At 41.0% G+C, this 15,498-nt stretch carries 9 protein-coding genes; 3 read left to right on the top strand and 6 right to left on the bottom strand.

Annotated features, from left to right (window positions below):
- Positions 1-118: 118 nt before the first annotated feature.
- The 4 genes from D0T49_RS03690 to D0T49_RS03675 form a co-directional block, all read right to left on the bottom strand.
- Positions 119-820, bottom strand: a complete 702-nt coding sequence (locus D0T49_RS03690) for an SAM-dependent methyltransferase (protein WP_163629239.1) — start codon at positions 818-820, stop codon at positions 119-121.
- Positions 821-1,233: 413 nt separating this feature from the next.
- Positions 1,234-3,174 carry an ABC-F family ATP-binding cassette domain-containing protein gene (locus D0T49_RS03685; RefSeq protein WP_163629238.1) on the bottom strand — a complete coding sequence of 647 codons (1,941 nt, stop codon included), beginning with the start codon at positions 3,172-3,174 and terminating at the stop codon, positions 1,234-1,236.
- An 8-nt stretch (positions 3,175-3,182) separates the two neighbouring features.
- The gene (locus D0T49_RS03680) at positions 3,183-4,271 is read right to left on the bottom strand and encodes an MraY family glycosyltransferase (RefSeq protein WP_163629237.1); all 1,089 of its coding nucleotides are present in this window, start codon (positions 4,269-4,271) and stop codon (positions 3,183-3,185) included.
- A gap of 17 nt (positions 4,272-4,288) precedes the next feature.
- Positions 4,289-6,247: a nucleoside-diphosphate sugar epimerase/dehydratase gene (locus D0T49_RS03675; protein ID WP_239056998.1), complete on the bottom strand. Its 1,959-nt coding sequence runs from the start codon at positions 6,245-6,247 to the stop codon at positions 4,289-4,291.
- Between the two features lie 1,013 nt (positions 6,248-7,260).
- On the opposite strand from D0T49_RS03675, the gene D0T49_RS03670 reads away from it, so the two are divergent.
- Positions 7,261-9,144 (top strand): T9SS type A sorting domain-containing protein, encoded by a 1,884-nt coding sequence (locus tag D0T49_RS03670; RefSeq protein ID WP_163629236.1) that lies wholly within the window; start codon positions 7,261-7,263, stop codon positions 9,142-9,144.
- A 962-nt stretch (positions 9,145-10,106) separates the two neighbouring features.
- On the opposite strand, the gene D0T49_RS03665 is transcribed toward D0T49_RS03670, so the two are convergent.
- Together D0T49_RS03665 and D0T49_RS03660 are read right to left on the bottom strand one after the other, a co-directional pair.
- Entirely contained in the window at positions 10,107-11,801 is a 1,695-nt protein-coding gene (locus tag D0T49_RS03665) for a TonB family protein (protein WP_163629235.1), read from the bottom strand.
- Positions 11,798-12,154 (bottom strand): BlaI/MecI/CopY family transcriptional regulator, encoded by a 357-nt coding sequence (locus D0T49_RS03660; protein ID WP_163629234.1) that lies wholly within the window; start codon positions 12,152-12,154, stop codon positions 11,798-11,800. The genes D0T49_RS03665 and D0T49_RS03660 overlap by 4 nt, the downstream gene beginning before the upstream one ends.
- Positions 12,155-12,515: 361 nt before the next feature.
- On the opposite strand from D0T49_RS03660, the gene D0T49_RS03655 reads away from it, so the two are divergent.
- Together D0T49_RS03655 and prmA are read left to right on the top strand one after the other, a co-directional pair.
- Entirely contained in the window at positions 12,516-14,171 is a 1,656-nt protein-coding gene (locus tag D0T49_RS03655) for a S8 family serine peptidase (protein WP_163629233.1), read from the top strand.
- Between the two features lie 24 nt (positions 14,172-14,195).
- Positions 14,196-15,035: a 50S ribosomal protein L11 methyltransferase gene (gene prmA / locus D0T49_RS03650; RefSeq protein WP_163629232.1), complete on the top strand. Its 840-nt coding sequence runs from the start codon at positions 14,196-14,198 to the stop codon at positions 15,033-15,035.
- Positions 15,036-15,498: the final 463 nt, after the last annotated feature.

Below are 15,498 nucleotides of genomic sequence, written 5' to 3'. Positions count from 1 at the left end.
TGTAGCTGATAACTTGTAGCTAACTAAATCATTCCTCATTTTTGCTCGAAGAATGTGGGAACAAAAGTAAAGGGTTTGTTTTTTTACGGCAAATATTTAACGATGCCCCTTACAGATATTATTTATATATCAAAAAAATACAAGGGCGTTTATTCAAATCGGGCAGTTGCTTTTTCCACTCTTTTACCGTTTTTGTCTTGATAAATTCAGTCTCCAACGTTATATCTACCGCAATACATAAACGGGTGTTAGGCTGGCAAGTGGTTAGTATATCTTCCAGCATTTTCATGTTACGGTAGGGAGTCTCGATAAAAATTTGTGTCTGACTTTCGGAATATACCCTCGACTCTAATTTTTTCAGCGTTTTGACACGGTCGGCAGGCTGTACAGGCAGATAGCCCACAAAAGCAAAGCTCTGCCCGTTGAAGCCTGAACCCATCAGAGCCAACAAAATAGACGAAGGTCCCACAAGTGGAACTACGGTATAGCCTTTTTGCTGTGCAATAGCTACCACATCAGCACCGGGGTCGGCTACAGCAGGGCAACCTGCTTCGGACAATACCCCCACATCGTAACCCTCGGACAGAGGCTTTAAGAAACCCGCTATCTCATCCGGATTGGTATGCTTGTTCAATTCGTAAAAAGTAAGTTCGTCAATATTGATAGCAGCATCAGTCCGCTTTAAAAAACGGCGTGCCGAGCGTATATCCTCTACAATAAAATGGCGCAAAGGCTTTACTACCTCCGCATTATACGGGGGAAGAATCCTGTCGAAATCACAGTCGCCCAAAGAAGTCGGTATCAAATATAGTTTCGGCATACAGAATTGCTTTTAAAATTTATTTTTTTGACACAACTTATATTATTTAGCTCACATAGAACACATACGAAAACACAGTAGAAATTACCCCGCTAGTGCGGACTTGTAGTCCGTACCTTGCCCATTGGGGGCAAATTCTTTTTTATCACATTACAATAATATCCAACAAAACCTTTTCCCTGTTTCATCGGATTTGTAATCCGCAGTTAACAATCATGGGATTACAAATCCCGCGAGACAGAAGACTTGCTCTAACGAGCAAAGTACGGACTACAAGTCCGCACCAGCGAATGAAGGAGAGCAAAGGATAAATCCGCTAAACGGGAATAATAATTAAACATTAATAATTAATAATTAATAATTAACAATTAACCCCGCGTCTTAGCGTCTCCGTGTTTGAAAATACGTTCCTCCTATTCGATATTCGCTTTCAGACTTTCCAAATCTTCGCTCAGAATCTCCCACTCATACATTTTCTGTTCAAGTTCACGCTGTTTTTTATTGTAAGACAGAATAAAATCAGGGTCGGATGCTTTTTCGGGGCTTTCGAGCTCTTTAGCCAACACGCTCAGTTCCGTTTCCATCTGTCCGATAGAAGCCTCCGCCTGCTCTACGTCCTTCTCTGCCTTTTTTATTTTCTTATTCAGTTCCTTACGGGCTTCGTAGCTCAATTTATTCTCCGAGCTTTCTTTTGGTTTTTCATCGGCACTCTGCTTGGGCTGCGACATTTCAAGCTCTTTCAAACTTTCTATTTTCTTGTTTTGAAGAAATTCGTAAATTCCGCCCAAATGCTCCCTTATTTTCTTATTACCAAACTCGTACACTTTTGTTACCAGCCCATCCAGAAACTCACGGTCGTGCGATACGATGATAGCCGTTCCGTCGAAAGCTTTCAAGGCATCTTTCAGCACCTCTTTCGAGCGTATATCCAAGTGGTTGGTAGGCTCGTCGAGGATTAACAGATTGACAGGCTCCAACAACAAGCGTATCATTGCCAAGCGGCTCCTTTCGCCTCCCGAAAGCACTTTTACCTTTTTATCCACCGCCTCGCCACCAAACATAAATGCACCCAGAATATCGCGTATTTTGGTACGTATATCGCCCACCGCCACATAATCTATCGTCTCAAATACAGTTCGCTCTTCATCAAGCAAAGACGCCTGATTCTGTGCAAAATACCCTATTTTCACATTATGTCCTAACTTTAAAGTGCCGGAATAATCTATCTCATCCATTATACACTTTACCAGCGTACTTTTTCCTTCTCCGTTTTTCCCCACAAAGGCTACTTTCTCGCCCCTGTTTATAATCAGCCCGATATTATCCAACACCAGATGGTTGCCATAGGCCTTGGACAGGTGCTCCACTTCCAACGGGATAGAGCCGGAACGGGGGGCAGGGGGAAATTTCAGGCTTAAGCGCGAATTATCCTCTAAATCCACTTCGAGCCGTTCCACTTTCTCAAGCTGCTTTATGCGCGATTGTACCTGTACGGCTTTGGTGGCTTTGTAGCGAAAACGCTCAATAAAATCCTCAGTATCCTGAATCATTTTCTGCTGATTCTCGTAAGCACGTATCTGCTGCTCGCGACGCTCTTTGCGCAATTCGAGATAGCGGGAATAATTTACACTATAGTCGTATATTTTGCCCAACGAGATTTCGATGGTACGGTTAGTCACCGCATCGATAAAAGCCTTATCGTGCGACACCAGCAAGACTGCACTGTCCGAAGTCATCAGAAAGTTTTCGAGCCATTGTATCGATTCGATATCCAAATGGTTGGTAGGCTCATCGAGCAACAAAACCTTAGGACGCTGGAGCAGTATCTTGGCAAGCTCCACACGCATACGCCATCCTCCGCTAAATTCAGAGCATTGGCGGTTGAAGTCAGTCCGCATAAAACCCAGTCCTAACAGGGTTTTCTCTATATCAGCATGAAAGTTCCCGTTCCCGATAATCTGCAAATGCTCGTTGGCCTGTGTCAGGCGGTCTATCAATGCCTGATAGCCGTTACTTTCATAATCGGTACGCTCGGCCAGCTCCACATTCATCCTTTCTATTTCGGCTTGCAGGCCGGTAATATGTTCAAATGCTTTTTCAGCCTCTTCGAGCACGGTAGTACCTTCATTATGAATCATGTGCTGGGGCAGATAACCAATAGAAATATCTTTGGGAATAATTACGTTTCCTTTTGTAGGTTGTTGCTTTCCGGCAAAAATCCTCAATAATGTAGTTTTGCCGGCGCCATTTTTACCGACCAACGCTATTTTGTCTTTCGGATTTACCAAAAAACCAATATCATCGAATAGAGGACTTCCTCCAAACTCAACTGTAAGATGTTCAACTGAAATCATTGTATTTTTTAAGCTTCTGCTTTACCCGATTTTCTGTCGACCAAGCGCCAGAGAATATAGGTAATAACAGTCATTAAAGAGATGGAAACCGCTGCAAGCAAAATAATTGACCAATTACGCCCAATAAGCCCTAATATAATGAAGAGTATATTTTCTGTTATCAATACCAAAGAAACCTGCCGGTGTTTCAATCCTATTTTCAATAATAAATGATGGATGTGATTTTTGTCCGGAAAAAAAGGGGAAATCCCTTTTTTCATCCGTGTTATCATTACACGGACGGTATCAAACAACGGCACCATCAACACGCAAATAGCCACAGCCGGAGCTGCCGACATCTGATATTGTTCGGGCACTACGTGATATGCGTTCAACTCGCAAAACTGAATAACAAACAAATTTATCATGTAGCCCAGAAACAAAGAGCCACAATCGCCCATGAATATCTTGTTTTTTTTGCCAAATACGTTGTATATAAAAAATACCGCCAAAGCCCCCAATATGGTATAAGCACACAAAGCCAGATTGTTGTGTCCCACCAATGTGAAGTATACACCAAAAAACAGACAGTATAACATTCCCAACCCCGAAGCCAAACCATCGACCCCGTCAATCAGGTTCAACGCATTTACAATAACGATATACACAAAAAACGAAACAGCATAGCTCGCCCACAAGGGTAATTCGTAAATGCCCAGAAAACCGTGAAAACTGGTAAGCCTGACATCGGAAAGCACTATCATGAAGAATCCGGCAAGTAACTCGCCTATCAGCTTCCAATACGCCTTAATATCAATCAAATCGTCTACAAAGCCTACTATCAGGATAAAAAACACCCCGACAAAAAGAAACTGATACTGGTCGATAAACCGGAACGAGAACAACGCCACCGTCAAGAAAAACGAGATAAACACATTAATCCCTCCCACATTAGGTATAGCCCCCTCGTGCGAAGTGCGCTTATTGGGCTTTACAACAAAATCACGCTCCTTGGCAATGCGCACAACGGCAGGCATACATATTAGCCCTACAATGAAAGACATTATTGCCGAGAAATACGGATTGTTGAACAAAAACTGTGAAATTGTCGTAATCATTTTTCTATTTTCAAAAATCAGGTTTTCTTGATATCCAAAATTTCGTAAGGCGAGTTATTACTCTGAAATTCGGGAACAATCTTTTTCATTTGAGACACAACCAGATAATCCTTACACTGCGATGCAAAGTAAATCAGTTCATCAATATCTCCCGACACCTTATCGTAATCATACTCCTGCACTTTGGCAATCATTATCTTAGGGTGATGGGTGTGTATGGTCGTCTCTTTTTTATTCAACAGTTCTTCGTATAGTTTTTCGCCCGGACGCAGCCCGCTATACACTATTTTTATATCCTCCTCCAAGCGGTATCCTGCAAGGCGTATCATTTTCTTAGCCAAATCCACAATCTTCACAGGCTCTCCCATGTCAAATATAAAAATCTCGCCGCCTTTACCCATCGCTCCGGCTTCGAGCACCAGCATACAAGCTTCGGGAATAGTCATAAAATAACGTATAATCTCAGGATGCGTAACCGTTACAGGCCCTCCCGATTCTATCTGCTTCTTAAAATGAGGTATAACCGAGCCATTGGAACCTAACACATTGCCAAAGCGGGTAGTGATAAACTTGGTGCTTCCTGACTTATTGGCTACAATCTTCTTGTAAAGCGACTGTACATATACTTCGGCTATGCGCTTGGAAGCTCCCATCACGTTTGTAGGGTTCACAGCCTTATCGGTCGATACCATTACAAAACGCTCTACCTTGTATTTCACAGCCAAATCGGCCATTATCTTTGTACCCTGCACATTCACCTGAATACTCTCCACCGGATTATTTTCCATCAGGGGTACGTGCTTATAAGCAGCAGCATGATATATCACATCGGGGCGGTAAAGATTCATCAGATACTCCATCCGTTCTTTATTGCGCACATCGCCCAAAAAAACACTGAAACTCTGCTTCGGGTACTTATCTTCAAGCTGCAATCTCAAGTCGTGCATAGGAGATTCGGCCTGATCTAATAGAACTATCAGCGACGGAGCATAATTTATCACCTGACGCACTATCTCATTACCGATAGAGCCGGCCGCACCTGTTATAAGCACTACCTTCGACCTCAATTGTTTTGCAATATTCTCGGTCGAGATTTCAATCTGCGGCCTCTCCAGCAAATCTTCAATCTGTATCGACTTCAGTTGCTTCGAAAAAGGCATATCGCTCTGCCAAACATTCATCGGAGGCGAAGTAAGAATAGGCAGGTTATAATTAAAAAACAAATCCAAGTCTTTATTCGGATTTATACTTTCCATTTTCAACGGCGACACTATCACTGCCTTAGCTTTTTTGGAAATAACATCCCTCATTGTTTCTTCATCCAAAAGATACACCTTAGCCCCCATAATCAGCCGTTCGGTCGCATTTCTGTTGTCCTCGATAAAGCCCACCAGTTTATATTTTGAGCTTGGGTCGGTACGCAGCATCTTGGCAATACCCACCGCCGCCGATTGCGTCCCATAAATCATGACAGGGGTAATATGCCCCGAACTATGAGAAAAAGCATCGTACACAATCTTTACAGTCAAGCGAAGTAAGAATAACAGCAAAAACGCTACAACCCCATAAATAAGCAACCCTACGTAAGAAAATAGATATACCTGATAAAACAATGATGCAAACAGATTGACAACAGCAAGGAGCACAACATCTGCAGCTACAGCCAAAAGCAATTTTGCCGCATCAACATAACTCGAATACCTGAGTACACCCGAATAGGTATGAAATATCCAGAAAAAAATAATCTGGGATATTATAATAATGAAAAAACACCAGTTAATCGAAAGAAACGTTTCATTAAAAACGTTTCCACGCAACCTCGATGTCACAAAATAAGAAATAACACATGCCACAATGGATATTATCACATCGGCACACAGAACTACCCACCGCGGAAGGTAACTCAACGATACAACATGAGAAAACATGTCGGAGTTTCTCAAAGACAAAAGCCTTTCTTTCAGGTTTTGACTCATAAATAAATGATTGGGTCTTTATAAACAGTTTGCAAATATACGTTTAAAATACAAAAGAAAAAACACGATTTAGCGGCAGAATTAAACGCTAAAGCAATATAGCACCAAAGCAAAATTGCAAGTTACGATTATATACAACTTATTCAGAACAAATTAAGAAAGCATTTTACAAAGTATGCTGACTTGAAAAGTCGGCATACGTTATAAAACACCTCCTTTTTTCGATATACAAACAATCAGATGAGCCTATCATATCCGCCCAAACCAAACACCACCCGAACAGCGCATCGCACAGCACCCGCACAGCCAAACACCGAATCAACACATTAAGGAACAGACGATTACAGACACAAAACACTACACACCAAAACCTGTCATCGAACACCAATCGAGCAGGGGGCCGAACACCATAGAGCACAGCTTAAGCACACCCAACAACGCACACATAACACTGACAAACAACAGATTACACAACATCAACAAACACCGGAAAGCACAGCCATCGAACAGCGGTCGAACACCCATCGATACAAAGAAGAAGAAAGAAAAGAATAAAGAAGAATAAATATTTCTCTCTCTCTCTTAAGAGGTTGTTTAAATTTTACTCGCAAGATAAATTTTGGTAATTTTTTAGGGAANGGGAAATTTTGACTTCATTTTACGATTTTAGCAGGCTAAATGAATAAAATAAGAGGTGAAATTTTACAAAAAAGGACATAATTTATTGCGAAAAAGATATATTCAAAACTATAATAGCTTCTTTGTGGAAAATTTAAACAACCTCTTAATATATACAGCAAATTATTTTTTTAAAACAAATAACAAACAAGCAGCTTGCAGCCTCCTAATAGCACTAAACCCAAACATGTAATACATACACAACGAGACTATTGTCAAAAAATACCCTTTTTCTAACAATAACTACACATACACTTTTTAATACAAAGCTAATTTTGTATCAATCGAAAAAAAATCTGAAAATAAATTATTCATAACATTAAAAATTTAATCACATGAAAAGAAATTTTACCTACTTACTAACATTAGCGTTCATTGGGCTGTTTTTTGCCGGAACTGCGAAAGCTGTAGATTTTAGAAAAATTGAATCCGAATTGCTTTTTTATACCACAACAGCAAATATAGCTGAAGCCAGTGCATGGGTAGAAAACAAAGGAGTAGTGGCAAAAACAGGACAAGACGTTTCCGACTTGAATCCTGCTACAGACAAAGCGTACGGCTCAACTACAAAATTAGACATGGTTGCTGTAAAAAAAGTCAGCGACAGAAGTGCATGGTTTTACATTACAGGAGTCGAAACTGTGAATGCCTACTATAAAATGGGAAGTACAACCAGCCGTACCCTTTCGATGGAGTTTTACGACGAAAAAGGAGCTGATATTTTAAAATCAGCTACAACTCCTGATTTGACAGCTGCGAATAAAGGAGCTTTACTAACTGCAAGCGGACTGGATGCATCAAAAAAATACATTCTGAAAATATCTGCTACTAATGACGTTATGCTATATGCGGTGAAATTTTTACCACCCACAGCAAGTCCCGATCCTTCGATAGCATCATTCACTGTAGCCGGAGTAGAAGCTACTATCGACAATGAAGCTGAAACTATTACCGCCGAAGTACCTAACGGCACAGGATTAGCAAGCCTCGCCCCTGTAATTGTTTTAGGAGGAAGTGCAACATCATGCAACCCTGCTTCGGGCGCAGCTCAGGATTTCACAAGCTCAGTTGCTACCCCTGTTCAGTACACAGTTTCGGATGGTACAAACACTAAAACATACTCAGTTACCATTACCGAGGAAGTGTCGTTAAGTTCGGACGCAAGTTTGGAAGAATTACTGCTCGACGGTGCATTGATAGATGGATTCGACGCTACACAATTAAACTACGATGTAGTAGTTGAATACGGCGCAGCAATACCAACAGTAAGCGCAACCAAAAACCATGCTGCTGCTACAATCGAAGGTATCACACAAGTTACCGAGCTTCCGGGAAAAGCAACTGTAACCGTAAAAGCTCAAAACGGAGATATTCAGGTGTATGAAATAAACATGACAAGAGCTGAAGCTCCAAAAGAAGTTACTCAAATCGTATTTTCAAACTCATTCGATGCATTCATTGTTGAAGAGGCAGTAACCGCATATTATCTGGAAGGAACAACTGCACCTGCTTTGGAATCGTACAAAGCCTCGGAAGGAGCAAAAGTAGCTATCGATGGCGATAAAGTTATCGTTACCGGAGCCGACAACAGCACAAGAGAATTAACCTTAACACTCGAAGCTGTAAGCCCATACACTTCAACCGGAGCTGTAACATTCGACGGAACTGAAACATGGATTAAATCGGGATATGGTTTCGATGCCGAAAAGAAATGGAGATTTGCTAAAGCAGTAGAAGAAGCGTCAAACAAACGTATATCCGAAGGTAAAACCAGAATTTACTTCTTCGTAGGAGCATGCGAGCAACTTAGCTTTACTTCATCACTACAATCACGTGCTATAAAAGTATTCGTAAACGGTACTGAGCTTAGCACTCCAACCGAAACAGGTGCTGCAAATGCCAAATTCAATGTACTGGTACAAAAAGACACCCCAAGTATAGTAGCTATCGTATCGAACCAAGACAAAGGTGATGGCGGCGTAAGCGCAGTAGAAATTACTGCAAGACCGGGCGGTGGAACAGGACTTTCGGCTAACGAAACTGAAAGCATCCAATACATCAATGGAATTATCTACAATCCCGAAAACATCGCGTTGAAAGTTTACACCGCTCAAGGTAAATTAGTAGCCGAAGGAAATAACGACATAGACATGAATGGCTTCGGCGCAGGAATGTACATCGTAAACAGTGGCAAAAACTCTCTGAAAATAATAAAATAAGAAGTTCTGAAAATCAGAAAAATCCCTATCGGCGAGATAAGGATTTTTCAAATGTAAAGTTTGTAGAAAAAAATCCGGTACTAAAACAATAGTATCGGATTTTTTTATTCGCATTGACGGGGGTAGTAATATGCCTCAGCTCGGTGTAGTGCTGCACGGATGCTGGCGCAAGTTTAGCGAAGCGTAACTTGTGCCGAAAACAAATGCAGTTTTAAACTGTAAATAATAAGTAGCCACAAGTCACAGACTTGCACCAAATATAGGGTAAGAATTAAAGAGCCACATTGCTACCGCGCGAATCTTTCGCGTGGTAAGAAAGCCCCCCACTGGCGCAAGTTTAGCGAAGCATAACTTGTGCCGAAAATAAATGCAGTTTTAAACCGTAAATAATAAGTAGGCACAAGTCACAGACTTGCGCCAAATATGGAGTAAGAATTAAAGAACCACACGATTATAATCGTGCGACAGCGAGGGGCGTTCCTAACGAAACTTTTATATTATTTCCCCTCCACTGGCGCAAGTTTAGCGAAGCGTAACTTGTGCCGGAAATAAATGCAGTTTAAAACTGTAAATAATAAGTAGCCACAAGTCACAGACTTGCGCCAAATATGGGGTAAGAATTAAAGAGCCACATTGCTACCGCGCGAATCTTTCGCGTGGTTAGAAAGTCCTCCACTGGCGCAAGTTTAGCGAAGCGCAACTTGTGCCGAAAATAAATGCAGTTTAAAACCGTAAATAATAAGTAGGCACAAGTCACAGACTTGCGCCAAATATGGAGTAAGAATTAAAGAACCACACGATTATAATCGTGCGGCAGCGAGGGGCGTTCCTAACGAAACTTTTATATTATTTACAACGCCTAACAAAAAAAGAATTATCAATAAAAAAAGAGAAACAGGAACAAGCCTTTACGCCGTTCCCATTTCCGAATTCAAGTAAACCTATATGCGCTTTTAATGCATTTATTTATCGATATTTGCCCCCCCCGACCCCATTATTACTATTTCATTAGCAGCTTCCTCCTCGGGAAGTTTATAAGAAAACGGCAAAGTATATTTCACATCCACTTTTTGCCCGCGTTGCTCGCCGGGAGTCCAGTCAGGCATATTCTCTACAACTCTGACAGCTTCCTTGTCCAATGATGAAGAAACTCCTCTTATTACAGTTATATCCTTTATCTTACCGCTCTTTTCAACTACAAACTGAACTATAACACGCCCTTGCTCTCCATTCTTTTGAGCTTCGGCAGGATATTTCAAATTTTTATTCAAATATTCAAACATAGCTTGCTGTCCCCCGGGGAATTCAGGCATTTTATCCACAATCGAAAAAATTTCCTTTTCAGCAATGTTTTGAGCAGCAACAGCCTTTCCAGATTTCTTACTATCCGTACCTAAACTGAAATTTATAGGTATTGTGTATTGAGTACGGACTTTTTTCCCGCGTTGTTCGCCCGGTGTCCATTTCGGCATGTTTTCTATCACACGTACAGCTTCGTTATCCAAAAGCGGGTTCACACTGCGCATCACTTTCACGTCTGAAACTGTACCATCCGCGTTTACTACAAACTGGCAAATAACACGTCCTTGTATTTCCTTTTGTTGAGCTTCGGCAGGATATTTCAAACTCTCTGATATGTACTTGAACAGCGCTTCCTGACCTCCGGGAAATGAGGGCATTTTTTCTACAACCATAAATACCTGTTCTTCAGGCTCATCCTGAAGTGCAGTCACAGTTTCAGTTTCTACACTTTGTGCTTCGTCCATATTATGAACAGAAGAAAGCAGAGTTTCGGCGTTGCTGGAGAAAATCAGCAACAAAACCAACGGAAGGATTAGTGAATACTTGATTAATCCCGATTTTTTTGTTTTTTGTAAGTTCATCATGATAATTCTTTTTTTAAGGGGTAATACATTAAATTTATTTACAATATGAGTATCAGGCGAGTGCAACGCTATTTTCAACAAGTTATACTGATAACCTTTTGTATCGTATCCCGATTTCACCACATGATTATCTGCCAAAAACTCAAGATTCTGACGCATCTCGCGCTTCAGAAGCCACGCTGCAGGATTCATCCAGCAAAACATAGTCAGGAATTCGCCCAACATCACATCAAGGCTATGATATTGTTTCACATGCGTATTTTCGTGAACCAAAACCTCCTTCAATTCCTCCTCGTCGGTATATAAAGCGGGGTTGATATAAATGGAACGAAAAAACGAAAAAGGTGCTGTATCCTCTTTCAAAATCCTGACCGGAATACCATACAATTCAGAAGGCTTACTTTTTCGTCTCCATCGCAAAACAGATATGAGCTGCACGACGAAACGTACGAAAAAAAATGCAATCACCGCCACATACAAAGCCCGGATAAGCCCCGTAAATGAAAGAGACGAGCCGCTGCTAACCTGTGGGGTAATAACCACCTCCTGCAACTGCGCCCATTCCAATACAAAAGCCTGAACCGACTCCCTGCCCTCGAACCATGCAGCCAACGAAATAAAAGGATAAAGCACCGAAATAAAGATGGAAGAGAGCAGATATATACGACGGCTCGTCCAGAATGTGTCTTTATAAAAAACAAGCCTGAAAAGCAAGTAAAACAAAGCAAGCGCAATATTTACCTTCAAAAAATAAATAAAAAAAACACTCATTGTTTCTCGATTAATTTTATTATTTCCTGCAATTCCTCCGTTGATATTTTTTGCTTCTGCACAAAGAAACTCACCATTTCTTTATACGAATTTTCAAAATAATTCCGCACCACGTTCGACATGAATTTCGATTTATAATCATTCTCATCCACTATAGGAGAGTATTCATACGTATTGCCGTAACGCTTCGACGTAACATAACCCTTCTTTTCCAGATTCTTTACTACAGATGCCACAGTAGTATAGGGCGGAGGCGGTTCCTCCATCTTTTGTAAGAAATCTTTAATAAACCCCTTGCCCTGCTCCCAAATAATAAGCATCAATTCTTCTTCCTGATAGGTCAATTTTTCCATACCCAAATAATATATTATTACTTTACGATAAATTCATAACACTACGAACACTTCGCAAATCTACGAAGTTTTCGTAACACTACAAGTAAAAAGATTAAATTTAAATATTTTTAATATATTACGATTTCTAAAACCTTTTCAAATAAAAATTCTAACTTTGCGCTTGATAATAGTCTGCTAAACTTTCAGAGGTCATATTCCACCTTTTCATAAACACATGATTATCAAAGGGTTTGAAAATTCCTCCTTTTTTTGCAATTATTTGATTATCAGCAATATACAGGGAAGCCCCAACAGGCTATCGACTTGAAAATATGTAGACCTTTTATAACAAATTATTTCAAAAGACCGGGCGTAAATAATGAAAAACAGCAAAAACCACTTTTCACATATCCTTATAGTTATTCTGCTTTTTTGCTGTCCGGCTACTATTGTCGCTACCGAGTATTTTTTTCATGTACACTTCACCGATAAAAACAACACCCCTTTTTCCCTATCCAACCCATCCGAGTTTTTATCGGCACGGGCACTCGAACGCCGTATGTATTTTCAGATAAGCCTTGACGAAACAGACTTACCCGTAAACCCCGAATATTTAAAACAAATCAAAGAACAGGGCTTTCAAATTCACAATACGTCCAAATGGCTTAACGGAGCAACTATAACCTGCAACGATTCAGCCAGAATCACCCAGATAGAACAACTTCCCTTCATACAAGCAACCAAGTACACCGGAAAAATAATCGAGGACAAATCCCAAACTATTTCGATTCTGAGCAAAAGCAGCTTAAGCGATAGCGAAGAAGGAAATAACTACGGATATGCAAGCACCCAAATAGAACAGGTAAATGGAACATACCTGCACAAGCTTGGGTACAAGGGCAAGAACATACATATAGGAGTAATTGATGCCGGATTTTCAAACGTTGACATAATTTCGGCATTTAACCTTACCCGCCTTCAAAACCGATTGCTGGGTACGCGCGATTTCGTTAACCCGCAATCAAACATATACAAAGAAAATGCTCACGGAGCTAACGTATTCTCTATCATAGCCGGAAATATCGAAGGCGAATACATAGGAACAGCCCCCGAAGCATCCTACTGGCTGGTAAGAACCGAGAACGACAAGTCGGAATATCCGATGGAAATGGACTTCTGGGTTTCGGCGGTAGAATACTTAGACAGTCTTGGGATAGATGTGATAAACTCATCATTGGGCTATACCACATTCGACAATCCCGCCCTGAACCTCACACACGACGACCTGAACGGGAAAACCGTAAGGATGAGCCGTGCGGCAGAAATAGCCTCGAAGAAAGGGATAGTGGTAGTAAACTCAGCAGGCAACGATGGCAACAAGGCATGGAAAAAGATAGGAGCACCTGCCGATGCCAACGGAATTATAACCGTAGGTGCAGTAACAAGCGAGGGAGTAGCCAGTACATTCTCCTCATTCGGCCCAACGAGCGACGGGCGCATCAAGCCCGAAGTATCAGCTATGGGAACTACCACCGCCTACGTCAACAGCAAAGGGGTTACTACCGGAAACGGCACCTCTTATTCGGCTCCGGTATTTACAGGGATAATGGCGTGCTTCTTACAGCTGGCAAAAGAAAACTTATCCTACATCAGCTTACCTGATTTATCCGAAATTGTTTTCAAAAGTGCTGACCAATACGATACACCTACCGACCAACTGGGGTACGGCATACCAAACTTTGAAAAGGCGGTAAGTATCTTAGCTGAAAACTTTGGCGAAACGCCTACGTATTCCGACAACATATATGTATATACTGACAACCTGTCTAAAACCCTGAGAATAAAGTTTGACGACCATAGTTTCACCAACGCACAAATGATATTACACTCCTTAGAAGGAAGAATAATACTGAACAAAACCCTGTATAATCCCGAAGAGATAATTTCGACCGGCAACTTGCCTGTCGGCATATATGCCGTACACATCATACTATCAAACGGAAAAACAAGAACTATAAAAGTAATCATCAAATAACTGAATACTCATTAATACAATAAAATGAACTACATCGAAATATCTATATCCATCACTCCTTTCGAGGAGTATATTGCCGACGTTATAGCAGCAGAATTGGGCGAAATAGGCTTCGACAGTTTCGTACCCAACGAGCGAGGACTGGTTGCATACGTTCAGGAAGAGAAGTTTGATAAAAGACTATTTGAGGAAACAATAAAGAATATCCCTTTCGGAAACAACATCGAATACTCCATAAAAAGCATCCCACAAAAAAACTGGAACGAAGAATGGGAAAAAAACTTTTTCCAACCCATAGTTATAGGTAACGAGTGCGTTATACACAGCTCGTTTCATAAAGACATTCCGCAGGCAAAATACGACATTGTTATCGACCCCAAAATGTCGTTCGGCACAGGGCACCACGAAACCACAAGCCTGATGATTGAGGAAATACTGAAAATGGACTTACACGATAAAAAAGTACTTGACATGGGTTGCGGTACTTCCGTGCTCGCCATATTAGCCTCGATGCGTGGAGCGAAAGACATTACGGCTATCGACATCGACCCTTGGTGTACCGAAAACTCGCAGGAAAACATCGAACTAAATAATGCTACAGGAATAAAAATCATGTTAGGGGGTGCGGAGCTGCTTCAAGGCATGAGTTTTGACATCATCATTGCCAATATCAACCGCAACATACTGCTGGCAGACATGAGCCAATATGCCAAATACCTCACCAACAACGGCGAACTATATATGAGCGGATTTTACAAGGAAGACATTCCCGTGATTGAAGCTGAAGCAAACAAGAACGGCTTGAAACTGGAATACTTCCGCGAAAAAAACAACTGGGTAGTGGTGAAAACCATAAAAAGATAAAACAGACACCCCTCTCTGTTCAGCGTAGCGGGACGCTACGCTGCTATTAAAAGCATAAAAAGGGCTATTCAGTAAATAGTTTCAAAATAGCATGAGCAGATAACAGGCTCATGTTATTTTTTTTTAATATAATATGATTTTCTCTCAGCCAATAACACCTCAAAAAAATGCTTTTGCAAACGTTAAAATGTTTGTAAGTAGCATTATTATGTTAGAGAGACTTTAACTAAAGCCCCTCCAACCTCCCCCAAGGGGAGGCTTCCGATAGCAACTTTCCTACTATTCCTTTTATTTTATCCGCTATCTTTGATTTTTCCTCAAGGGGAGGATTTGAGGTTACTTTTGTTTGTATTATTCCTTTATTATATTTTTCCCTGTTTATTTTTAAGCCCTTTCTTTATCAGATTTCCACAAGGCCTCCCTTGTGGGGAGGTTTGGAGGGGCATCACTATAGGGCGAAAGA

Source organism: Paludibacter sp. 221, assembly GCF_010501035.1.
Lineage (GTDB): Bacteria > Bacteroidota > Bacteroidia > Bacteroidales > Paludibacteraceae > QVMH01.
Note: the sequence above shows the minus strand (reverse complement) of the source record. Positions and strands in the feature narration are given on the sequence as shown.